Consider the following 20681-nt stretch of genomic DNA (forward strand, 5'->3'; position numbering starts at 1 on the left):
ATGCTCCTGGAGAGGTGGGAAGGGTTAGTGGGCGGTTTTGCTGTGGATGGCGTCTACGAAGCGCGATACGAGGATGGACAGCGCGGCGTAGATGAGTCCGGCAAGGATAAAGACGCTCAGGAATTCAAAGGTCACCGAACCGATCTGATAGGCGCTGTTCAGCAATTCCGGCAGGGCGATCGCGTAGCCAAGGCTCGTGGCCTGGAACACGATGACGCTGTAGGACATGAGGGGAGGCACAATCGCGCGGAGTGCCTGAGGCAGAACGATGTAACGTGCTTCGTCAGTCCAGTTCAGTCCCAGGCTTTGGGCGGCCTCGATGTGTCCGCGGGGAACACTGAGGAGTCCGGCACGGAAGATCTCGCTGGTGTACGCCCCGGTGTTGAAGGCAATGGCGACGACGGCCGCGGCAAACGACTCAAGCACGATACCGCCGTCGGGCAGACCGAAATAGACAACGTACAGGACGACCAACAGCGGGATGCCGCGACCGAGTTCGACGATGAGGATGGTCGCCTGGCGCAGGATGCGGGTACGGGAGATCATCCCGAAGGCGAACAGGAGGCCCAGCGGCAGGCCCAGCAGGAGGCTGAGGCCGGTCACAGCGAGGCTGGTCTGGAGGCCGGAAAGGAGGCCCGGCAGCCATTGAATCCATTGTTCAAACATGTTCACACCGCGCTTCGGGTTCGAATGAAGGTGTCTGCTTTGCGGGCAAGGACAGCCATGGGGACGCTGACAATCAGGTAGACGACACCGGCAGCCAGGAAGATCGGCAGGCCCGGGTTGCCCTGCTGGTTCAGGGTCAGGGCCTGGAAGGCGATGTCGCTCACACCGATGACGGAAGCCACGGCGGAATCCTTCAGCAATCCCACCGCGTAGGAAGCCGAGGGCGGCAGCGCAACACCGATGCCCTGCGGCGCAATGACGCGCCAGAACGTATCACCGTTGGAGAGTCCGAGTGCGCCGGCTCCCTCCCACTGCCCGCCGGCAACGGCCTGGATACCTGCACGGTAATTTTCGGCAAGGTAGGCGGTGGAAACGGCACCGAGGGCCAGGCAAGCAGCCAGGAGGGGCGGCAGCGTGATGTAGCGCCCAAGTCCGTAGAAAAGGACCAGCATCCAGGCAATGGGTGGAATGCCTCGAACAACTTCGATGAAGGCCATGGCCAGCCAGCGCAACGGCGCAATGTCTGAGAGCCTGGCCAATGCGACCGGCACGGCACAAAATGCGCCGATCAGGAAGGATCCAAAGGTGATGATCACCGTTGTACCCAGGCCCTGGAGGAGGAAGGGGATTGCCTCGATCACCGTTCCAGCACCGCCTCGAGGAACTTCTTCGTCCGGGCCTCGCGGGGTGCCCCGAAAAGCTGATCGGGAGCGCCGTGCTCCACGATCCGCCCGTCGGCCATGAAGACCGTACGGTCGGAGACCCTCCGGGCGAAGGACATCTCGTGCGTCACCACCAGCATCGTCATGCCGGTCGCTGCGAGTTCCTGCATGACCGCCAACACTTCCCCGCCCAGTTCGGGGTCAAGCGCCGATGTCGGTTCATCAAAGAGCATGATCTCAGGGTCCAACGCGAGTGCTCGGGCGATCGCAATGCGCTGCTGTTGCCCGCCGCTGCACTTACTCGGGCGGGCGTCCGCCTTGTCTCCAAGGCCTACGCGCGTCAGTAATTCCATGGCCCGTTCCTCAGCTTCCTTGCGCGACCGCCCCAGGACCCGCTCCTGAGGAAGGGCCACATTGCGCAGCACACTGATATGTGGGAAGAGGTTGAAGGACTGGAAAACCATACCCACCTGGCGGCGCAGGTTCATCAACTCGTTGCGGGTGGGCTTCGAAGCGATCTTCACCGTGGGCTTGCCGTCGATCAACAGCTCGCCGCTCGATGGCGTCTCCAGATAATTCACGCAACGCAACAGTGTGCTCTTGCCCGCGCCGCTGGGACCGATGAACGCAACGACTTCGCCGGCCTTCACATCCAGGGAAATTTCGGATAAGACGGTGTTTCCGTTGAATTCCTTGTGGATGTTCTTTAGCTGAAGCTGCGGAGCCTTCTGCGCATCAGTGGTGCCGGCCGCGCCCTGGGTGCGGTTTTGTTGATTGTCGATCACTGGGTACTCATCCTCCAGATGGGCGCCGGGAGGCGCTGGTGCCGTCGGGCTTTCGCCCGCCGACTGATGGTCTTTAGCCCTGGCGTTCAGTGCCGGGAAGATCGGCCTCCGGGGAACGGTGGTCGAATGTGGTTGGGGTCACACGTAAAATGTAATCTGTGATCACATATCAGGTCAATAGTTTGGTGTAACGGCTTTGTAAACTTGTTCCAACCCACCGCCCGAGCCCGCAAGGAAGCACATGACCGCCCAGCACGCCGCCCGCATCGTCCTGCCGCACGAGCTGCCATCAGCCCAGGGCTAATGCAAAGTCGCTGGTGATGGCCTGATTCGTGCGAGTCTGAGGGCCCGGTGGGCGTTTCTGGCGGTGTGTCTGGTGGCCTTGGCGATGTTGGTCGTTTTGGCCATCCGGTAGAGGCTGATGGCGAGGTTCCGCAGCGAGGCCATGAGCCGCGGCGCGTTGCCCGTGCGCACCTGGGAACCATCCTCGGCGAACGTGACGTCCCGGGTCCAATGCAGCCGGTTCTCGATCGTCCAGTGCCCGCGGACCCAGGCGTTGAGCTGCGCGGGGCTGGCTTTCCGGGCCGGCAGGGACGTGATCATGTAGACCGTTTCAACACTCCATTTCCGGCTGGTGAGCGGACGGGACCGGCGGGTGATTTGGGCGGCCTGGGCCGCGTGGGGGAAGAGGATGCCGGCCTCGATGGTGACGACCTTGATGACCCGGGAACCGGTGCGGCCGTGGCTGCGGTACCGCTGGCGGTCCCCGACGGGTACGTCCTTCCAGGGCAGCGCTTTCAGCTGCCGCTGCAGGCTCCTTTGGTTTCCCTTGACGCAAAGGACATAGTGCGCGCCGCGGCCGTGCAGGTAGGTGGCGTGGGAGCGTTGGGTGTGCATCGCATCGGCGGTGACCACCATGCCGTCAAGGTCCGTGAACTTGTCCAAAAGAGTCGTGAACAAGGTGATCTCGTTGGTCTTCACGCCCACGTCGACCTGCCCCAGGACGGTGCCGGTGGCGTGGTCCACGGCGGCCATCAGATGCACCCGGGAGCCGCCGCCGTTCTTCGCGCCGCGGACTTCCTTGCCGTCCACGGCGATGACGGCCGGCTTCACCTGCGCGGTGACCCATGCCCCGATGGCGGTATCGAACGCATCTCCATCGATCCTGGCCAAGACACGCTGGATCGTGGTCACGTGCGGGACGCCAATTCCCGCTTTGGCCAGGGGGTTGCGGCCCGTGTCGGCCGCCCATTCGGCGATCTCGGCGAAGGACTTCGCCCCGGAGAGGACGGCGCAGATTGCCAGCGCCAGGATTCCCGTCAGCCCGTACCGGATGCCCCGGCGTTTCCTGGGATCCGGGACGGAATCCAGGACGTCCCGCATCGTGCCGGGCGTCACGGCCGGCTTCGCCTGTGCCGGCATGTCCTCCAAGTGGCGTGCGAGGGCCTGGATGGGGGAAGATGGCATGAAGGAACTCCTGCTAAGCGGCGATCTAGACAATCACCTGTTTAACAGGAGTTCCCCTTCTTTAAAAGCACCCATCCAGCGCGTGTCAGCGCCTACTCGCCGGGCATGCTCAACGACTTTGCATCAGCCCTGGCCATCAGCCCCTTGGGCCAACCGCGCGGGCCACACGAAGGAAATCAGCGTCAGTACCAAGAGCGGCCCCGAGTGCTCTTCGGACATGCGCTCCGTGGACTACGAGTGGCGGCTCAGCCTGGCCGAACTGACCCGGGCGGCAGATTTTTCGCTGCTTCCCGGGATCGACCGGGTCTTCACGCTCGCAAGCTACGGACCTTTGACACTGACCGTAGACGGCCTGGAATGCACTTTGCGGCTGGGTCAGAAAGTTAAGTTCACGGGAGAAGCAGCCGTAACGATCGAACTCGATACGGCTGAGCCCCAGCTTGGCTTGAATCTTATGACCCGCCGTGGCTCCTGCACCGGATCGATGAGCGTTGAGCGGCTGGACGGCAAAGTGGCACTGGATCCCAGCACCGGCATTGTTGCGGCAACCGTCCTTGAAGGCACGGCTGCATTATCTGATGGCAGGAAACTGGCGGACCTGGCCACGCTGGTCCTGGGCGCACAAACCGAGGAGCTTGAAGCCGAAGGGTGCCTCTTGGCTATCGCAACGGTGCGCCCTGTGTAGTTGCCAGGTCCGCCGACGGATCTTAATCCGTCTCAGGTCCCGTGCAGTAGACGCAGCCGTCCACTTCAAGGCCGCCCCTGCAGACATCGTCCTCGTTAGGCAGTGCCGTGGCCGCTGTTGGAAGCGTGTTCATTGGGTGATTCCTTTCATGAAGGCAAGAAGGTTCGGGGGCAGCCGCTGGGCTACTTGAGTCGGGCGGCTGCCGAGAGGTCAAGGTCCTTGGTTTCCGGTGCCCACTTGAGGCAAACGAGGAGACCCAGGACTGTAATGCCTGCCGCGATCAGCATTAAGCCGAATTCGGCTTAATTCCGATTATGCCGGGGAAAACGTTAAGCCGAAGAAGGGCGGTGTGGCCCCGCGGTTCCGGGGAACGCCGGCTTGTTCCTCGGCTTATGATTTGGGTTTCGTTCGTCACTAGTGTGCCTCGTATCCATCTTCCTAATGAAGGGAAAAGGTTATGGGCATGATGGTGAAGGAGATCGGTGTGGCGGTTGTCGCCGCATTGGAGGCTGCCGGCTACATGGGCTCGACGATTGGCCAGTATCGTAAGTCGATTCGGGTGTTGGAACGCCTGGCGCAGAAGCAGGGTGGTGTGTATACGCCCGGGTTGGGGGCTGAGTTCTCGGCGATGACGACGAGTCCGAGGACGGGCAAGTTCAGTGCGCAGCGTCGTTTTGATTACAGCAGATTGGTGAGCGTATTCGACTCCTACGTGTTCACCAGGACGGTGGTCCTTGTGGCCAGGAAACGTTCCGGGGGCGGGAATGGCCTGAAGTCGGGCGAGTTCATCACTCTGATGGCTGCCTGGTCCGATGAGATGGAGCAACGGGGCCTGGCCGTGGCCACCCGCGGCTCTTACGGTCGCATGGCCCGCGATTACCTGGTCTATTTGGAGGCGGCCGGCGTTACGTCCTTGGATGTGGCCGGCAGCGCCAGCGTGTATGGATTCCTTGACTCGCTGCTAGGCAGGTGGGCGCAGTCAGCGATGTGGTCGGTGGCATCGAACTTTCGTCCCTTTTTGAAGTTCACGCGGCGCCGTGACCTGCTTGATGCCCTGGCCATGGCCAATCCCAGGCGCCACCATGGCATCGTGCCGACCCTCAGCGACGCTGATGAGCAGTTCGTTGTTCGCGCCTGCACTGAAGGGAAGGTTTCTGCACGGGACGCGGCGATCACGCTGCTGGCGCTGGTGCCGGGCCTGCGCGCGTGCGACATCATCGCCCTGCACCTGGGCGACATCGATTGGCGGGGTTCCACGATCGGGATCGTGCAGGCCAAGACCGGCAACCCGCTGACACTGCCGCTACTTCCCATGATCGCCGGGAAGCTGGCCGACTACGTCCGAACGAGCGGCCGGCCTCAGGGGATGCACATGTATTTTTACGCTCGGTGGCCCCGCATGTGGCACTGGCAGAGCACGCATCAATCTACGTGGTGACGACGAAAACCTTCAGGGCGGCCGGGGTGAAGGACGTGAAGGCCGGGACCAGGGCCCTTCGCCATAACGCCGCCTCCAGACTCCTGCGCGCGGGAACGCCACTTCCAACGATATCGGCCGTGCTTGGCCACGCGAGCCAGGATTCCACGACCGTGTATTTGAGCATGGATGCAGAACACCTGCGCGCGTGCGTGCTCCCACTGCCACAAGGGGCCGTGAGATGAACGGGCACGGATTCACCAGCGCGTTCGCCCACGACCTTGACCGATACCTCGCATTCAAGGAAAGCATGGGCTTTCACGGGCAGTCTCGCGTCTGGTACCTGAGGGATTTTGACAAGTATTGCTCCGACCGTGGGCTGGAGTGTTTTGACCGGCCCACCGTTGAGGGGTGGGTCATCGCCAAGCGGTCACACCAGACAATCCCGCATTGGTCATGGATGTCCTACATCAGGGATTTTGGCCGATGGATTCGCATCAACGGCAACGAGAACGCGTACGTGCTTTCAGAGCAGTGGAAAGCCGGATTCATTCGCACCCAGCCTTACCTGCTGACGAGGGAGGAGGTCACGCTGTTCTTCCAAGCCGGCGCGCAGCTTCAAGTCGCATCGCCGTGGAAGTGGCAGGCCGTCGCGTTCTTCGCCCTGATGCACTCCTGCGGGCTCCGGACCTGCGAGGCCCGCCAGCTCACGACCAACGACGTGGACCTGACCGGCGGTTTCATCGACGTGCAATGGTCTAAAACCAACCGCAGCAGGCGTCTGCCCATCACCGGGCAGATCAGCGCCATCCTCGCCGACTGCGACCAGGCATCGCGGAACGCGGTCGGCAAGGAACGAGCCGCGTTCTTCGTCTCCGGCGCCGGCACCCCGGTGTTACCGGTCGCGTTATTTGACGATGGGGCCGTCACGGTCCGTGGCGGCGGACGGGCATGAAAGCGCCCCGCCGGATGGTGACCGGCGGGGCGTTGATCGCCGTGCTGACGCGGCGGTGGTCATTGGTGACGGCGTGTTTTACTCGCTGTTCTCCGTGATCGCGGACTGGGCCGCGGAGAGGTCCACGATGGCCTTGCCCGCCGCGTAGGTCGCGATCAGGGCGGACACTGCGAGGTTGTTCACTGCCCGGGGGTAGCCGCGCGAGCCCTGGTGGATCGCGGCGACCGCGTCATCGGAGAACAGGGTGTCGGATCTGCCCGCGTATTTGAGGTGGTGGCGGATGTAGGCTGCGGTCTCGGTCAGATCCATTCCGGTGATCGCGAACCGGGTGGAAACCCGCTGGTCCAGGGCGGCCAGGACCGCGAGTTTGAGCCGCCGGCGCAGCGTGGGCTGGCCGATGAGCAGCAGCGCGAAGTGGGAGCCGGTATCTAGTCCGCTGTTCGTGAGCATTCGCAGCGCTTCCAGGTCGGTGTTCGCCAGCAGGTGGGCCTCGTCGATCACGACCACGGGCAGGCGGGCGCGTTCGTCCAGTTCCCCGGCGAGCAGGGACGCGGTCTGATGCGCCAGCACCCCGGAATAAAAGGCGGGCTGTCCGCCCAGGGCGGTGACGATCTGGGACTGGATCCCGCGCATCCCGACCGTGGGGTCCGCAACGTAGATCACCTGGTGCCGGGACGCCTCAAGCTGGGCCAGGGCCGCGCGCACGGCCACGGTCTTGCCGGCGCCGACTTCCCCGGTGATCACCCCCGTCTGGCGCTGGTCCACGCACCACTGGATCCGGGCGACCGCCTCGCGGTGCCCGGGGTGCGGGTGCAGCGCCTGCACCGGTATGGAGCGGCCGAAGGGCATGGCCGTGAAACCATAGTGCGTTTGCAGGTTCTCGATCACAGGGTCCCTCCCGCGGCCATGGCCGGGGCGCCGGTGGCAGCCATTTTCTCGAAGCTGATCGGGGCGCCTGTCATCGCGGTTTTGTGGCGGGTTTCGACCAGGCGCAGGTAATCGATGCCCGAGGCCGCGTTCTTCGCGCCGGTGTCGGCGTCTTTGGTGGCGTTGACGGCCTTGGGGTGGACATGGCGGCGGATCTCGAGCAGGACCGCTTCCCCTGCCGGGACGCCGCCGGCGGCGGTCACGGCGACCGGGCCGGTGAGATCGAACGGGTCATAGACCAGCTCGATGCGGGCACCGGCCAGGGACGGGTCGACCTGGTAGGTGTTGCCCTGCAGGGACACCGTCGCGGTTTTGGTGACCTTGCGGGTCGCGGACCAGCGGAACGCTTCGGCGATCACGTCCGGGTCCCGGCGGTCCGGGCGCCGGTTTTCCCAGCCGGCGTCCCACCGGGCCAACGGCGTCTGACCGGTGGTGGAGTGCACGGCGCGGTGGTAGACCATCTGCACCCAGGAGGTGAACAAGGCGTTCAGCTCCTCCAGCGAGGTGACCGCGCTGCCGGCAGGATCTTCCCCGGTGCCCGGAACGGGCGTCTGGACCGGGGCGTCGATCACGGTGATCTCGGAGAGGAACTGGGAGGTCACCGTATTGAACAGGCGTTCGATCTTGCCCCTGCCCTGGGGCCGGTAGGGCCTGGAATGGATCAGTTTCATGCCCAGCCTCGCGCAGATCCTGGCCAGGGACGCGTCGACAAAAGCACTGCCATTGTCCACGTAGACCGCGTCGGGGATTCCGTGGGTCTGCAGGGCCGGCCGCAGCGCCGCCGAGAGCCTCACGGCGTCTTCGGCGAACGCCCAGCGGGCCGCGGTGACCAACCGGGAATGATCATCCAGGAACGCGAAGAGGTAGGTTTTCCGGCCGCAGATCCGGGGCCCGTGCAGCCCGTCACCCACCCAGATTTCATTCGGGGCCGTCGCTTCGAACCGGCCCGTGGCCTGCGCCTGCGTGCCGGTGGGGATATCCAGGGTGCGGAAATGGCGCAGCAGCGTCGACTCCGACGGGGCGTCCCCGAGGGTCTCTGCCATGATCCGGCGGACCTGGGCCGCGGTGCGGTGCGGACGCTCAAGCTTCAGCGTCGCGGCCAGGGACAGCACGGTCGCCGGGGTCACCGGGCCGGCGGCCCTTTCCCGCGGCTTGAGCCCGTCGAACCCCTCACGCTGCCAGGCACCGATCCACCGGTCCAGGGTTTCGCGCGAGTAGCGCACGGGCTGCCCGTCCGGGCCGGTATGCTCGGCGGCGGCCAGGGCCCGGACCATGGGCCCGCGCTGGCGGCAGGTCAGGGTTTTGTCCGCGGCGCCGCGGATCAGCTGGTAGCGGAACAGGGCGGTCTTCTCCGCCCGGTCCTTCCGGGCCAGGGGCCCGCGCTTCGGTTTGGCGTCTGTCATGGGGACGCTGTCCTTTCAAAAGGCTCAGAATGCGATGGCCCCGGCCAGGTCAGCCGGAGCTTCCTTCACCCTTGCCGTCCCCGGCGGCCGGGGTAAGGGCCAATTCGTGTTGCCACCGTCCGGTGCTGAAGAAGAACGGGCCGGACGCGGCGAGCCCGGTGCTCTGCCACGGCAGCGCGGCGACGGCGAACCGGTCCGCGAGCACCGACGCGTATGCGGTGACCGCGGCCAGCGCCGCCCCTGCCGGGGTCCGGGCCGGGGCGGGCCAGAGCCCGGCAGGATCGGCCCCGTCGCGGTGGGCCAGTGCGGTGAAGGCGCGCAGGATCGGGCCGGCGGAGGCCGCGAAAGAGCGCAGCCAGCCGCGCACCGTGGACGCGGGCCGGCCCAGCCGGGCCGCGATCCTCCGGTGCCCGTGGCCCGCGGCGGTTTTGGCCTCGACGGCGGCGGCGATCACCGCCGCCTCATCGGCCCTTCGGGCCGCCAGTTCCACGCCCAGGAGCACATGGGTGCCCGAGCACCCGGCGCAGCGTCCGCGGCGCGGACGGTGGTTTTGCAGGTCCTGACCCATGCCGGTGCCATGGCGGATCCGGCGCTCCCGCGCCCACCCCCACGGGCGCAGCACACCCCGGCATCCCGGGCAGGCCAGACGTCCGGTCAGAAGATCCGACTCGACAGAGAAAGCATCATGATTTACCGTGAGCATCAGCGCGCCCTTTACGCGTCAGAACGGCCCGGCGTGGACCTTCGAAACCTCACGCCGGGCCGTTCGTCCTATCCGGTCATCGTCAGCCTGACGCCGCCAACGGCACTAAATCAAGACACCCCGGGGAAAACCTGCATCGTCACCGGCAAAGACGCCCCCACCGCCAAACCCTGCGACGCATAACACCCCGGTGACACCGGCAGCCGTGGGGGTTGCATTCAACAGGATCTGGGACCTGGCCGGGCTGTCACGGGCCACTGCGGGCAAACGCCCGCGGCCCTATGACTTCCGCCATCACTTCGCTTACACGAACATCGAACGATGGATGGCCGGCGGCATCGACGTGGACTCAATGCTGCCGTACCTGTCCCGTTACATGGGCCACGCCTCACTGGATAGCACCTACTACTACATCCACACCTCCCCGGACTTCATGAACGCCTACGCCGGGATGGCCCGTGAAGGCCAGTGCCTGCTGCCAGAGGTGGGATTTGAATGAAACGCGACAAGAACGCGCTCCCGAACTTCTTCGGATACGCCAGAAACTACCTGCACGACTACATGCCCAAGGTCAGGGCGATGTCCCCGAAAACCGTCGAAGCGTACAGGATCTCCCTGGAATGCTACGTCGGCTACCTCGTCGCCGAAAAGGGCATCCAACGCAAGGACATCAGCTTCGATCATTTCGAAAGGACGTTCCTCAAGGACTGGATCGTCTGGCTGCGCGAGACAAAGAAATACCAGCCCAGGACCGTGAACCTGCGCCTGACTGCCATCAAGGCATTCCTGGCCTACGTCTCGCAGGAAGACCTCGGACTGGCCGCGCTCCATGAAGCCGCCAAAACATTGAAGGCACCACGCCAACCGAGAAAGCCCATCGAGTACCTTGAGGAAAAGGAAACAAGAGCGATCCTTGCCGCTTTTGACGGTTCAAGCGTGAAAACCCGCCGGAACCGGATGCTGCTCATACTCCTCTATGACACCGGTGCCCGCGTCAGCGAGATCACCGCCCTCACGCTCGGGAACCTGGCCCTGACGAAGCCGGCCCACCTGACGCTGACCGGCAAAAGGGACAAAAGCCGCCTCGTCCCGTTAGGCGATAAAACCGTTGAACACCTCAAGGTCTACCTCAATGAGTTCCACCCCAACCACAGCAGGCTGCCCGCGGCCCGTCCGCTGTTCAACAGCCTCCACCTCGGAGTAGCGACGCCGCTCTCCGTGGACACCGTCTCGGCAGTACTCAAGAAAGCCGGAGACACCGCCAGGGACGCCTGCCCCTCAATCCCCGCCAAGCTCAATTGCCACATGCTGCGCAAAACAAAGGCCATGGACCTCTACAAACAAGGCATCCCGCTGCCCATCATCATGCAACTGCTCGGTCACGAAAGCATGAGCACCACCTCAGCGTTCTACGCGTTCGCCACCCTCGAGATGATGAAACAAGCCATGAACGCCGCCACCCCCGCCATCAGCCGGTCAGACGGGGAATGGCTCAGCGAGGAGAAACTGCAAATGCTCTATACCCTCAGATATCCCGCGAAACGCTAAGCCGAGGAACAAGCCGGCGTTCCCCGGAACCGCGGGGCCACACCGCCCTTCTTCGGCTTAACGTTTTCCCCGGCATAATCAGCATGGTGGGGCCAATGCCGAGATCCGTGAGCATCACCGGAACAAGATACGTTCCCGCTGCAGCCCCGATGCGGCTGAGGGAGGACGCAAGGCCCACTGCACTCCCCCGGATGGATGTGGGAAAGAGCTCATTCGGGTAGACGAACTGGAGGATCTGGGCGCCTCCGATTGCGATGGCGTAGGCGGCGAACAGGGCCAGGATCACCGGTCCCGGGGCTCCCGGGAACAGGCCGAGGGCCAGTAGGGCAGCTCCGGACCAGAGGAAACTCTGAATGACCAGCTTTCGGCGGCCGGAACGGTTGATAAAGACCGTGCAGATGAGGCATCCGGCGAGGAACAGGAAGTTGATTACGGCAGTTCCGGTGTTGGCGCTGTCTTCATCGAATCCCATCGATTGCAGTATGCGGGGGCCGAAGGCGTAGACCGCAAAGAGCGGAACGATGGAGCAGGTCCAGAACGTGGTCACGAATGCCACGCGGCCCAAGTAGCCGGACTTGAGCAGGTCCCGTGCGCTGACGGATCCGCCCTGTTGTTCTTCGAGGTCATTGATGTTGGCTGAGGGCCCAAAGACCTTCTTGAGCACAGCTTCTGCTTCCGCAAGCCGCCCCTTCTGGATGAGCCAACGCGGCGACTCAGGTGTGCCGTGCCGCAGGCAGACAATAACGAGGGCAGGAAGGGCCGCGCTGGCCAGCATCCACCGCCAACTTTCGCCACCCAGTCCGCTGATCCATTCACCCACCACATAGGCAACAGCGGCACCCAGGAACCACATGATCATGAGGAAGGAAATTGCGGGACCGCGGTGACGGCGCGGGAGGAACTCGGTCAAGAGAGTCGTGGCAATCGGATAGTCGGCTCCCACTGCAATGCCCACTCCGATGCGCAGCAACAGCAGCATCCACGGGCCCTCCACCCAGAACTGCAGCACTGAGCAGACGATGATCGCGACCAAGTCCAGCGCGTAGAGGACCTGCCGGCCGAAACGGTCCGAGAGCCACCCCCCGACGAATCCTCCGAGGAAGATTCCAACCAGCGCCGAGGCGCCGATGACGCCCTCCCACACAACCGAGAGGTGCATGTAGTCGCTGATCTGGAGCATGGCCACCCCGATGATCGACATGATGTAGCCGTCCAGGAAGGGGCCGCCGGAGGAATAGACCGTGAGCTTGCGGTGGAAGGGCGTCAGTGACCCATCTTCAAGGCCTGCGTGGCGGGATGCGCGGGTGACAGTGCTCAACGTGAACACCGCGCCTGGAGAAGGGCCGCGCGGGCAGGACAAGTGCAATGACTCAAAAACATGGGTATCCATTCAAGTTCCGCAGGGCACCTAGGCGCCCTGAAACGAACTCGAAAGGGTCGGACCACCACCTGTTTCATGACCCGCGCCGATGCAGGCTCATCATCCATGTGAAGCCGGTGGTAGCAGAGAGCTAAGCACGGAAACGCCCCCGTCCTCAAGCCCCGAACGTCTTTTTCATGAAATTGAAAACTAGCCATTGTGTGATTTGTGATCACAAGATAATGTGGTTTGCACAACACTCGGAAGAGAGTTGGGCCACATTAACTGCCCGGGCCCCCGCATCCAGGGAATGGCCGGCAGCCGGGAACCGCGGTCCCACCGCGGCGACTCTTAGGAAGTGCACCTATGCCGAACAGACTTCTCCTGCATGTCGCAGAGAATAAGAAACTTGAAGCCATTGCCACGCGCAACCGGCTGACCCGCCCCATCGTGGACCGGTATGTCGCGGGCCGCGGCTTGGACGAAGCCTGGACTGCGACGAAGGCCCTCAACCGGGCTGGTATCGACGTAAGCCTGGACCTTTTGGGCGAGTCGGTACACCACCTTGCCCAGTCCAAAGCGGCCACCCAGGAATACCAGGGCGCCATCGAGAATATTCGAAACCAGGCCCCGGGCTCGACCGTCTCGGTGAAGCTCTCGCAGCTTGGCATCATGATCGACCCCCAGGAGTGTGCGAACAACCTGAAGGCGCTCCTGAACGCTGCCACCACCCACGGGGCGACCGTTGAGGTGGATATGGAGCACAGCTCGGTGGGCCGGGAAACCCTCGCCATCTACAAGAGCATCCTGCCGGACCATCCCAACACCCGGCTGGCCATCCAGGCCAACATGCGCCAAACGCCCGAGGACCTCTTGTCCTTCACGGACATCAAGCCCCGGATCCGTCTTGTCAAAGGCGCCTTTGACGAATCCTCGTCCGCTGCACTGTGCGATGCGGACGAGGTCACCGAGCAATACAAGTATCTTTCCCGCTGGGCGCTTCAGCACCTGCCGGACCCGGCCTTCGGAACCCACGACGACACCTGCATCGGTGTCGTCAAGGAAACCGCAGCCGAGCTTGGACTGGACAAGCGGGACTTCGAATTCCAGATGCTGTACGGAGTCCGGAGGAAGTTGCAGGATGAGTTGGTCCGCGACGGATACCGCGTCCGCGTGTACCTCCCCTACGGAACGCAGTGGTACCCGTACCTGATGCGCCGCATGGCGGAGAAACCAGCCAACCTGCTGCTCTTCCTTCGCTCCCTCATCGGAGGCTGATCTGGAATGACGTAAGCTGAGATGTGATCAAATATCACGTTTACCGCAGTGCAGCTAGAAACGGAGATGTCCATGAGCCTTCAAATGACCGGTCCAGTCACCCCCACGTTGGTGGCTGACCAGGTGTACGAGGTCCTGGAGAACGCCGTACTGACTGGAACTTTGGAATCCGGGTCGCCCCTCCGGGTCCGCGACCTGGCGGCCATGGTGGGCACCAGCGTCATGCCGGTCCGGGAGGCCATCCGCCGCCTGGAAGAAGCAGGGTTGGCCACCCGCATCCCCCACAAGGGTGCGGTGGTCAGGACGTTCACTGCCACCGAACTGATCCACATCTACGACGTACGGACCATCCTCGAGGTGCAGGCTGCCACCCAGGGAGCCCCCCAGGTCAGCCGAAGCAGCCTGCGGGAGATGGAAGCCACGTGCGGCAGGATGCAGAAGGCCGTTGCCGAAGGGCACATCATTGACGCCTTGGACCTGGACGAGGATGTGCTCCGGACCCTGTACCGGGCCTCGGGCAATCCCGTCCTCGTTAGCACCATCGAACAGCTGTGGCTCCAGTGCCGGCCCTACAAGGTGATCGGCGCAACGGAAGCCCTTGCCAAGAACGACAACACGCTCTGGACTCCGCAACCAGCGTTGGTCCAGGCACTACTCGACGGCGACACCGCCGCCGCCACCGCTATCACCGCGGACTCCCTGGCCAGCGCGCTGCGCCGGCTGGAGCTGCGGCTCGAAACCCAATAACCAACCCGCGGCCCCCGGCCCGGGAACGTCCAAAAGGAGAAACCCAGATAATGTCCACCCAATCTGTCAGCGTTACTGGAAACTTCAAGGTCCCTACGCCCTATAACGAGCCGTCGCGGGAATTCCGTCCCGGCTCACCGGAGGCGGCCTCGGTCAAGAAGATGATCGCCGAGGTCACATCCAGCGTCCGCGACCTGCCCCACGTCATCAACGGAGTACGCTCCATGACCGGCGAGCTGCGCAACGTCACAGCTCCCCACCGCCACTCCCAGGTATTGGGCCGCATCCCCACGGCCGATGAGGCAGTGGTCCAGTCTGCGATCGACGCAGCCCTGGCCGCCCAGCACGACTGGTCCCGGACTCCCTGGTGGGAAAGGGCCGCGATCTTCCTGCGCGCCGGAAACCTGGCCGCCGGCAAGTACCGTGACGAACTGGTAGCCACCACCATGCTCGGGCAGTCCAAGACGTTCCACCAGGCAGAGATCGACGCCGCCAGCGAAGTAGCGGACTTCTTCCGCTACAACGCCCACCTCGCCCAGCAGATCTTCGCTGATCAGCCCGAGTCCCTGCAGGGCGAAGGCAACTCGCTGGACCAGCGCGGCCTGGAAGGCTTCGTCCTGGCCATCACCCCGTTCAACTTCACCGCCATTGCCAGCAACCTTCCCACCACTGCCGCACTCATGGGAAACACCGTTGTCTGGAAGCCCTCCGAGAAGGCGGCCCTCAGCAATGACGTCCTCATGCGGATGTTCGAGGAAGCCGGCGTTCCGCCAGGTGTGATCAACCTCGTCCACGGCTCGGGCCGTGCGATCTCCGACCAGGCGATGAGCCACCCGGACTTTGCGGGCCTGACCTTCACGGGTTCCACGGACGTCTTCCGCAGCCTCTGGAAAAAGCCGGAGACAACATCGACCAGTACCGCTCCTTCCCCGCCTGGTAGGCGAAACGGGTGGCAAGAACGCTGTGGTGGCACACCCGAGCGCCGACGCCGATGCCCTGCGCGCTGCCCTGATCCGGAGTGGCTTCGAGTACTCGGGCCAGAAGTGCTCCGCGGCATCACGCACCTACATCCCGCGCAGCATCTGGAACCAAATCAAGGACGAACTCGTCGAGACCGTCAAGTCGCTCCGCGTGGGCGACGTGGCCGAGCACGAGACGTTCCTCGGAGCAGTCATCGACGAAACATCGCTCCGCAAGCTGGAAGGTGCCCTCGAGAAAGCCAAGGCCCTCCCGAGCCACACCCTCCTGGCCGGCGGCAGCGTCCACGCCGAAGAGGGCTGGTTCGTCGAACCCACGATCTTCGAAACCACCGATCCCCACGCGTTCACCATGAGCGAAGAGTTCTTCGGCCCCATCCTGACGGTCTACGTCTACGAGGACAACGAATGGGAGTCCGTCCTGGACCTGGTGGACCAGACCAGCAACTATGCCCTGACCCTGTCCATCTTCGCCAACGACCGTCGCGCCGTCTCGCTTGCCCTGGACAAGCTCCGCAACGCCGCCGGCATGACGTACATCAATGACAAGCCCACCGGCGCCCTCATGGGACAGGTCGCCTTTGGCGGCGGCCGCGGCTCCGGCACCAATGACAAGGCCGGTTCCCGCCTGGCCCTGCAGCGGTGGCTCAGCGGCCGGTTCATCCACGAGAACTTCTCGCCGTCCACCGAATGGCGGCAGCCGTACCTCGCCCAGTAACAAATCTAAGGCCCCACTGACCAAGGCCTCCCGTGACCGGCCGGGTGCGCGTCCGCGCACTCAGCCTCCAACCGCCGTCGGGTCCCTCGCAACGCTCCCAACGGCTCTCCAGCAGCCGCCGCCTGACCATGCTCAGGCGGCGGCTGCTGCCCCCTCCGGCCTTCCACACAGCCACGGAAGTTCTCCCATGAAGAAACGAATCCTCACCCGAAAAGCCATCCCGTCAAGCCAGACCGCGCTGGCGGCATCCCCCAAACGGCGGGACGAACGCGGAACGGCGATGTCCATCCTGCTCCTCTTCGCCCGTCACCGCAGCCTCAGCAGCACGCAGATTTCAGGCCTTCTCCGGCTTCCCACATCCACCGTCTACCGGCACCTGCAGACCTTGCTGCAAGCGGGATTCGTGGTGGAAAGCCAGGTCATCGGCCGCTACTCGGCCGGACCTGAAGTGATACGGCTAGCGGACAACTACCACCAGGAGGCTCTGGCACAGGGTTTGGTAAGACAGAGGTTGGAGGAATTGTCGCGCGAAACCGGCGAACTGGCCGCCTACCTGGTGCAGAGCAGCCGCGAAGCCCTCTGCGTAGAATCGGTGGAAAGCACCCACATACTCAGTTGCAGCTACGCTGCCGGACGCTCCCGCCCCCTCTTGAATGGGGCAAGTGCACGAGCCATCCTTGCATTCTTGCCGGATGAGGAAAGCGACGAGATTCTTGCCAGCCATTTCCTGAGCAGGGAAGCAGAGGCCACCATCCGTGCCGACCTCTCAAATATCCGGGAGCGCGGCTACGCAACCAGCTCCGGCGCCCTCGCACCCGGCGTTTGGGGCGTCAGCGCCCCCGTCTTCAGCGAGACAAACAGCCTCGCCGGTGTCGTCACCACCATGGTTCCCCTCGAGCGCGCCGCCACAGAGGATGCACGTTCCCGGTTCATCAACAGCACGCGCCAGACAGCCGCGGACCTCAGCCACGTGGCTGCACCTGCCTGACGCGGGCGCCAGCTTTTCTTAGGGTCGCCGACGGCGGCACCGCGTAGCGAGGGCGCCAGCGTCGTCAGAGAATCAATCGCCCTCGACGGCGAGGCTGTCCAGCGATACTCCATCCAATGCCCCGCTGGCGAGGAAGTCCATGATGCGCCCGCGGAACATGGCCGAGGCGTGTGTGGCCTACGTCGTAAAACTCCTGGCGGATCCAACCCTGCCGTCCAACGCGGGCTTGATGGCACCCATTACCGTCACGACCCGTCCAGGTTCCCTGGTCTCGGCCGTTTTCCCGGCACCAGTCGCGAATGGCAACACGCAGACGTCCCAACGAATTGTCGACGTTCTGCTCGGCGCATTCCACGCGTTCGCCCCTGGCATCGTCCCTGCAGCCTCCAGCGGGAGCATGAGCATTCTCACGGTGGGCGGCCAGGATGATGTCACGGGCAGGTACTTCTCCTACGTGGAGACTTACGGCGGAGGCCAGGGAGCCCTTCCCTCCCAGGCAGGTGCGGACGCCACCCACACGCACATGACCAACACCCGGAATACTCCCTGCGAGGTTATCGAACGCGAATATCCGCTGCGCGTCGAACGCTATGCGGTTGCGCGGGGCACCGGCGGGAACGGTCGCCACCGAGGCGGCGACGGTTTGATCCGCGAGCTGACGCTCACCCGTGGGCGCGCCACCGCCGTCGTTGCCACCGCCAGGGTTGCCGAAGGGCCGTGGGGCCTTGAAGGCGGCAGCCCTGGACGCCCCGCAGTGGTGCGGCTGGCCGCGGACGGAGAAGTCCGGGAGCTAGAGGCGATGTCGACGCCGGAGCTCGCCCCGGGCGATAGCCTGTCCATTCAGACCGCAGGCGGAGGTGGATACGAGCCGGCGTTGTAAGAAGTCTAGTGGGTAGACGGTTAGCTCAGGTAGGCTGGGTGAATGCCGAGACCGGATTTTCCGCGGACGATCCTGGACTTCCAGGCGAGGTTCGGCGACGAGCAGGCTTGTCTGGACTACCTGTTTGAATGCCGCTGGCCTGAGGGCTACGTTTGCCCCCGCTGTCAGGGGCGGATCGCCTGGCCTGTGGCCGCGCGCGGACTGTGGGAATGCGCCGGGTGTCACTACCAGGTGTCGCTGACCGCCGGCACGGTACTGCACAAGACCCACACCGCCCTGCATCTGTGGTTCTGGGCGGCCTACCTGATGACGACGGGAACCCCGGGGATCTCCGCCAGGCAGTTACAGCGTCAGCTCGGACTCACCAGATATCAGACGGCCTGGACCATGTTGCACAAGCTGCGCCGGGCCATGGTGAACCCCGAACGAACCCTGCTGACAGGTGATGTCGAGGTCGACGAATGCCAAGTAGGCGGCCGTGAGACCGGTCGGCGCGGTGGCAGGAACCTCGCAGCCAAAGCCGCACTGGTTGTCGTCGCGGTGGAAGTGCGCGGCATGGGCTCCGGACGGGTACGGATGAAGGTGATCCCCGACGCCTCCGGCGAGACGCTGTGTGGTTTCGTCGCCGAAACCGTCGCTCCGGGCGCCATAGTGCACACGGACGGCTGGATGGGATACGCACCGTTGGCCAAGAAGGAGGACTACGACTACCGCCCGCGCTCCCAGCGGGCCGCCAAGAAGGCCGGTGATGCCGACCCGGTCCTTCCCCGCGTGCATCGCGCGATCAGTAACTTCAAGTCCTGGCTCCGAGGAACCCACCGCTCAGTGAGCAACGAACACCTGCAGGTGTACATGGACGAGTTCACCTTTCGGTACAACCGGCGTGGCACACCCATGGCAGCTTTCCAGGCCCTGCTCGGCCTCGGCACCCAGCAGGCACCCACCACCTATCGCCAAATAGCAGAACAGGGCCCGGGGCCAAACCACGACCTGAGCTAACCGTCTACACACTAGAAGTCTAATGAAGGTCGCCTGCTGCCTCGGTTTCGAGGCTGATAAGTTCGCGAACCGTTTGGCAACGCCGTATCAGCATGGTCGTGTCGCCGTCGACGAGGACCTCAGGTATCAGCGGGCGGGAATTGTAGTTTGACGACATGCTGGATCCGTAGGCGCCGGTGTCATGACGGCCAGATCGCCCACCGCGGCTTCTGGCAATTGCATGGTCTGAACGTCACCCGCCTCGGACTGCGTAAAGACGTCGCCTGCCTCGCAGGGCGGCCCAGCGAGTACGACGCCGGTTAGCGGGCCTGAGCGGGTTGATCCGTCAGGAGCAAGGATGGTGACTCGGTGGCGGCTGCGGTACATCACCGGACGGACGAGGTCATTGAAGCCAGCGTTTACCAGAACAAAACGCTTGAGGTCCACCTGCTTAATCGCCCTGACTTCGGAGGCCAACACTCCTGACTCCGCCACCAGGAATCGACCCGGTGCAATTTCCAGCCTGACGCTGTGGCCTAGGAAATCACTGATTTGTCGCCTGGCCGTGTCCCAAACTTTGAAGTAACGCTCGGTGTCAACAGTGGGGTCGTCCGAAGCGTAGGGAATGGAGAGGCCGCCTCCGGCCGATATTGCCTCAAGGTCACGGCCGTGCCGCTTGACCTGCTGAACCATGGCCTCGCATACCGTTCCAGGTGGGCGTAGTCCACGCCTGAGCCGATGTGCATATGGAAGCCAACAAGCTTCAACCCATGACGGTCTACCAGGCCCAGGCATTCTGCGAGATGCTCGTGCCAGATGCCGTGCTTGCTGTGATCGCCACCGGTGTTCGTCTTGCGGCTATGGCCATGTCCGAATCCGGGGTTAATCCTGAGCCACACAGGGTGTCCGGGCGAGACCCTCCCTAGCTGCTCCAGCATTTGCGGTGAACCGGCATTGACCGGTATCTGTCGCTCGGCCACCAGCTGCAATGCTTCGCGGTCCAGCAGGTCTGCTGTAAAGACAATCTGTTCCTCAGCCGTGCCAGGCGCGTATCCGGCGGCCAACGCCCGAAGGACCTCGCCAGCAGACACGGCATCCACCAACACACCCAGTTCGCGCATGAGGCGAAGGATGTGGACCTTCGATGCTGCCTTTTGTGCGTACCGGATCACGTCGAAGTGTCTGAGACGATCCACTTGGGCCCGGATGGTGGCGGCATCATAGATCCACACCGGCGTCCCAACGCGATCTGCGATACCAACCACACGCGTTCCGGAAAGGCTGCCTGGAAACGGTTTGCCCGGGAGCATATGAACCGGGTATCAGTACAGTTGGTCTGCCGCGATGCCCTGACGGCTGGGCTCAGGATTCCAGCAGAACGGGCAATCCAGCGAAAACTCTCCACCGGTGCAACCTATCCATGTGCGCCGGTCCGCGGCTTCCTGCTTCAGGGCGGGATGTGCGTCGTAGTGCAGCCGCTGCTGGGTGGTTCTTGGGGCTGTCAGCTTCTTCATGGCTGCGGTTTCCTGGTCTTAGT

At 63.8% G+C, this 20681-nt stretch carries 24 protein-coding genes and 1 pseudogene; 14 read left to right on the forward strand and 11 right to left on the reverse strand.

The window, feature by feature from the left end:
- Positions 1–24: 24 nt before the first annotated feature.
- The 4 genes from ACQCSY_RS00060 to ACQCSY_RS00075 all read right to left on the reverse strand — a co-directional run bounded on the left by ACQCSY_RS00060 (position 25) and on the right by ACQCSY_RS00075 (position 3580).
- Positions 25–666 (reverse strand): amino acid ABC transporter permease, encoded by a 642-nt coding sequence (locus ACQCSY_RS00060; RefSeq protein ID WP_427132181.1) that lies wholly within the window; start codon positions 664–666, stop codon positions 25–27.
- Between the two features lie 2 nt (positions 667–668).
- Positions 669–1307 carry an amino acid ABC transporter permease gene (locus ACQCSY_RS00065; protein WP_427132183.1) on the reverse strand — a complete coding sequence of 213 codons (639 nt, stop codon included), beginning with the start codon at positions 1305–1307 and terminating at the stop codon, positions 669–671.
- Entirely contained in the window at positions 1304–2110 is an 807-nt protein-coding gene (locus ACQCSY_RS00070; RefSeq protein WP_427136006.1) for an amino acid ABC transporter ATP-binding protein, read from the reverse strand. Before ACQCSY_RS00070 ends, ACQCSY_RS00065 begins: the two co-directional genes overlap by 4 nt.
- Positions 2111–2413: 303 nt before the next feature.
- A complete protein-coding gene (locus tag ACQCSY_RS00075; protein WP_427128838.1) occupies positions 2414–3580 on the reverse strand; it encodes an ISAs1 family transposase in 1167 nt (388 codons plus the stop codon).
- Here ACQCSY_RS00075 and ACQCSY_RS00080 point away from each other — a divergent pair.
- From ACQCSY_RS00080 to ACQCSY_RS00095, 4 genes are all read left to right on the forward strand, one after another.
- A complete protein-coding gene (locus tag ACQCSY_RS00080) occupies positions 3579–4265 on the forward strand; it encodes a HutD/Ves family protein (RefSeq protein ID WP_427132185.1) in 687 nt (228 codons plus the stop codon). The genes ACQCSY_RS00075 and ACQCSY_RS00080 overlap by 2 nt on opposite strands.
- 463 nt (positions 4266–4728) lie before the next feature.
- Entirely contained in the window at positions 4729–5703 is a 975-nt protein-coding gene (locus tag ACQCSY_RS00085) for a tyrosine-type recombinase/integrase (RefSeq protein ID WP_427132187.1), read from the forward strand.
- 35 nt (positions 5704–5738) lie between these two features.
- Positions 5739–5927: a tyrosine-type recombinase/integrase gene (locus ACQCSY_RS00090; protein ID WP_427136007.1), complete on the forward strand. Its 189-nt coding sequence runs from the start codon at positions 5739–5741 to the stop codon at positions 5925–5927.
- Complete coding sequence (locus tag ACQCSY_RS00095; protein WP_427132189.1) at positions 5924–6637, forward strand: tyrosine-type recombinase/integrase; 714 nt, start codon at positions 5924–5926, stop codon at positions 6635–6637. Before ACQCSY_RS00090 ends, ACQCSY_RS00095 begins: the two co-directional genes overlap by 4 nt.
- Before the next feature lie 78 nt (positions 6638–6715).
- Here ACQCSY_RS00095 and ACQCSY_RS00100 read toward each other — a convergent pair whose 3' ends face one another.
- The 3 genes from ACQCSY_RS00100 to ACQCSY_RS00110 are packed head-to-tail and all read right to left on the reverse strand — an operon-like array spanning position 6716 to position 9589.
- On the reverse strand, positions 6716–7525 hold the full coding sequence (locus ACQCSY_RS00100) for an ExeA family protein (RefSeq protein ID WP_427131094.1): 810 nt from the start codon (positions 7523–7525) through the stop codon (positions 6716–6718).
- Positions 7522–8967, reverse strand: a complete 1446-nt coding sequence (locus tag ACQCSY_RS00105; RefSeq protein WP_427131096.1) for a DDE-type integrase/transposase/recombinase — start codon at positions 8965–8967, stop codon at positions 7522–7524. The genes ACQCSY_RS00100 and ACQCSY_RS00105 overlap by 4 nt, the downstream gene beginning before the upstream one ends.
- Positions 8968–9016: 49 nt before the next feature.
- Positions 9017–9589, reverse strand: a complete 573-nt coding sequence (locus tag ACQCSY_RS00110; RefSeq protein ID WP_427131098.1) for a hypothetical protein — start codon at positions 9587–9589, stop codon at positions 9017–9019.
- A gap of 63 nt (positions 9590–9652) precedes the next feature.
- On the opposite strand from ACQCSY_RS00110, the gene ACQCSY_RS00115 reads away from it, so the two are divergent.
- From ACQCSY_RS00115 to ACQCSY_RS00125, 3 genes are read left to right on the forward strand one after another with little or no spacing between them, the layout of a single operon-like run.
- Positions 9653–9853 (forward strand): hypothetical protein, encoded by a 201-nt coding sequence (locus ACQCSY_RS00115; protein ID WP_427131100.1) that lies wholly within the window; start codon positions 9653–9655, stop codon positions 9851–9853.
- A 7-nt stretch (positions 9854–9860) separates the two neighbouring features.
- Positions 9861–10169, forward strand: a complete 309-nt coding sequence (locus ACQCSY_RS00120) for a hypothetical protein (protein WP_427132191.1) — start codon at positions 9861–9863, stop codon at positions 10167–10169.
- The gene (locus ACQCSY_RS00125; protein ID WP_427132193.1) at positions 10166–11218 is read left to right on the forward strand and encodes a tyrosine-type recombinase/integrase; all 1053 of its coding nucleotides are present in this window, start codon (positions 10166–10168) and stop codon (positions 11216–11218) included. The genes ACQCSY_RS00120 and ACQCSY_RS00125 overlap by 4 nt, the downstream gene beginning before the upstream one ends.
- On the opposite strand, the gene ACQCSY_RS00130 is transcribed toward ACQCSY_RS00125, so the two are convergent.
- Positions 11196–12536: an MFS transporter gene (locus ACQCSY_RS00130; protein ID WP_427132194.1), complete on the reverse strand. Its 1341-nt coding sequence runs from the start codon at positions 12534–12536 to the stop codon at positions 11196–11198. The genes ACQCSY_RS00125 and ACQCSY_RS00130 overlap by 23 nt on opposite strands.
- Positions 12537–12944: 408 nt before the next feature.
- Here ACQCSY_RS00130 and ACQCSY_RS00135 point away from each other — a divergent pair, with 408 nt between their 5' ends.
- The 7 genes and pseudogenes from ACQCSY_RS00135 to ACQCSY_RS00165 all read left to right on the forward strand — a co-directional run bounded on the left by ACQCSY_RS00135 (position 12945) and on the right by ACQCSY_RS00165 (position 19165).
- The gene (locus tag ACQCSY_RS00135; protein WP_427132196.1) at positions 12945–13856 is read left to right on the forward strand and encodes a proline dehydrogenase family protein; all 912 of its coding nucleotides are present in this window, start codon (positions 12945–12947) and stop codon (positions 13854–13856) included.
- 72 nt (positions 13857–13928) lie between these two features.
- Positions 13929–14603, forward strand: a complete 675-nt coding sequence (locus tag ACQCSY_RS00140) for a GntR family transcriptional regulator (RefSeq protein ID WP_427132198.1) — start codon at positions 13929–13931, stop codon at positions 14601–14603.
- A 224-nt stretch (positions 14604–14827) separates the two neighbouring features.
- Positions 14828–15445 (forward strand): annotated as a pseudogene (locus tag ACQCSY_RS00145) (aldehyde dehydrogenase family protein); the annotation flags it as partial.
- Between the two features lie 124 nt (positions 15446–15569).
- A complete protein-coding gene (locus ACQCSY_RS00150) occupies positions 15570–16298 on the forward strand; it encodes an aldehyde dehydrogenase family protein (protein ID WP_427132199.1) in 729 nt (242 codons plus the stop codon).
- A gap of 187 nt (positions 16299–16485) precedes the next feature.
- Positions 16486–17286 carry an IclR family transcriptional regulator gene (locus ACQCSY_RS00155; protein WP_427132200.1) on the forward strand — a complete coding sequence of 267 codons (801 nt, stop codon included), beginning with the start codon at positions 16486–16488 and terminating at the stop codon, positions 17284–17286.
- Between the two features lie 124 nt (positions 17287–17410).
- Complete coding sequence (locus ACQCSY_RS00160; RefSeq protein WP_427136009.1) at positions 17411–18166, forward strand: hydantoinase B/oxoprolinase family protein; 756 nt, start codon at positions 17411–17413, stop codon at positions 18164–18166.
- A 42-nt stretch (positions 18167–18208) separates the two neighbouring features.
- A complete protein-coding gene (locus ACQCSY_RS00165) occupies positions 18209–19165 on the forward strand; it encodes an IS1595 family transposase (RefSeq protein WP_427132201.1) in 957 nt (318 codons plus the stop codon).
- Between the two features lie 126 nt (positions 19166–19291).
- On the opposite strand, the gene ACQCSY_RS00170 is transcribed toward ACQCSY_RS00165, so the two are convergent.
- The 3 genes from ACQCSY_RS00170 to ACQCSY_RS00180 are packed head-to-tail and all read right to left on the reverse strand — an operon-like array spanning position 19292 to position 20658.
- Complete coding sequence (locus ACQCSY_RS00170) at positions 19292–19795, reverse strand: hypothetical protein (protein WP_427136010.1); 504 nt, start codon at positions 19793–19795, stop codon at positions 19292–19294.
- Positions 19681–20409 carry a hypothetical protein gene (locus tag ACQCSY_RS00175; protein WP_427132203.1) on the reverse strand — a complete coding sequence of 243 codons (729 nt, stop codon included), beginning with the start codon at positions 20407–20409 and terminating at the stop codon, positions 19681–19683. The genes ACQCSY_RS00170 and ACQCSY_RS00175 overlap by 115 nt, the downstream gene beginning before the upstream one ends.
- Before the next feature lie 57 nt (positions 20410–20466).
- Positions 20467–20658 (reverse strand): hypothetical protein, encoded by a 192-nt coding sequence (locus ACQCSY_RS00180; protein ID WP_427132205.1) that lies wholly within the window; start codon positions 20656–20658, stop codon positions 20467–20469.
- Positions 20659–20681: the final 23 nt, after the last annotated feature.

Source organism: Pseudarthrobacter sp. S9 (assembly GCF_050156545.1).
GTDB lineage: Bacteria > Actinomycetota > Actinomycetes > Actinomycetales > Micrococcaceae > Arthrobacter.

Bases quoted from the DNA above. Each gene is read 5' to 3' on its own strand.
- ACQCSY_RS00060 (WP_427132181.1), bottom strand. From the start codon at position 666: ATGTTTGAACAATGGATTCAATGGCTGCCGGGCCTCCTTTCCGGCCTC.
- ACQCSY_RS00080 (WP_427132185.1), top strand. From the start codon at position 3,579: ATGAAGGAACTCCTGCTAAGCGGCGATCTAGACAATCACCTGTTTAAC.
- ACQCSY_RS00075 (WP_427128838.1), bottom strand. From the start codon at position 3,580: ATGCCATCTTCCCCCATCCAGGCCCTCGCACGCCACTTGGAGGACATG.
- ACQCSY_RS00085 (WP_427132187.1), top strand. From the start codon at position 4,729: ATGATGGTGAAGGAGATCGGTGTGGCGGTTGTCGCCGCATTGGAGGCT.
- ACQCSY_RS00095 (WP_427132189.1), top strand. From the start codon at position 5,924: ATGAACGGGCACGGATTCACCAGCGCGTTCGCCCACGACCTTGACCGA.
- ACQCSY_RS00105 (WP_427131096.1), bottom strand. From the start codon at position 8,967: ATGACAGACGCCAAACCGAAGCGCGGGCCCCTGGCCCGGAAGGACCGG.
- ACQCSY_RS00115 (WP_427131100.1), top strand. From the start codon at position 9,653: ATGATTTACCGTGAGCATCAGCGCGCCCTTTACGCGTCAGAACGGCCC.
- ACQCSY_RS00125 (WP_427132193.1), top strand. From the start codon at position 10,166: ATGAAACGCGACAAGAACGCGCTCCCGAACTTCTTCGGATACGCCAGA.
- ACQCSY_RS00135 (WP_427132196.1), top strand. From the start codon at position 12,945: ATGCCGAACAGACTTCTCCTGCATGTCGCAGAGAATAAGAAACTTGAA.
- ACQCSY_RS00140 (WP_427132198.1), top strand. From the start codon at position 13,929: ATGAGCCTTCAAATGACCGGTCCAGTCACCCCCACGTTGGTGGCTGAC.
- ACQCSY_RS00155 (WP_427132200.1), top strand. From the start codon at position 16,486: ATGAAGAAACGAATCCTCACCCGAAAAGCCATCCCGTCAAGCCAGACC.
- ACQCSY_RS00165 (WP_427132201.1), top strand. From the start codon at position 18,209: ATGCCGAGACCGGATTTTCCGCGGACGATCCTGGACTTCCAGGCGAGG.
- ACQCSY_RS00180 (WP_427132205.1), bottom strand. From the start codon at position 20,658: ATGAAGAAGCTGACAGCCCCAAGAACCACCCAGCAGCGGCTGCACTAC.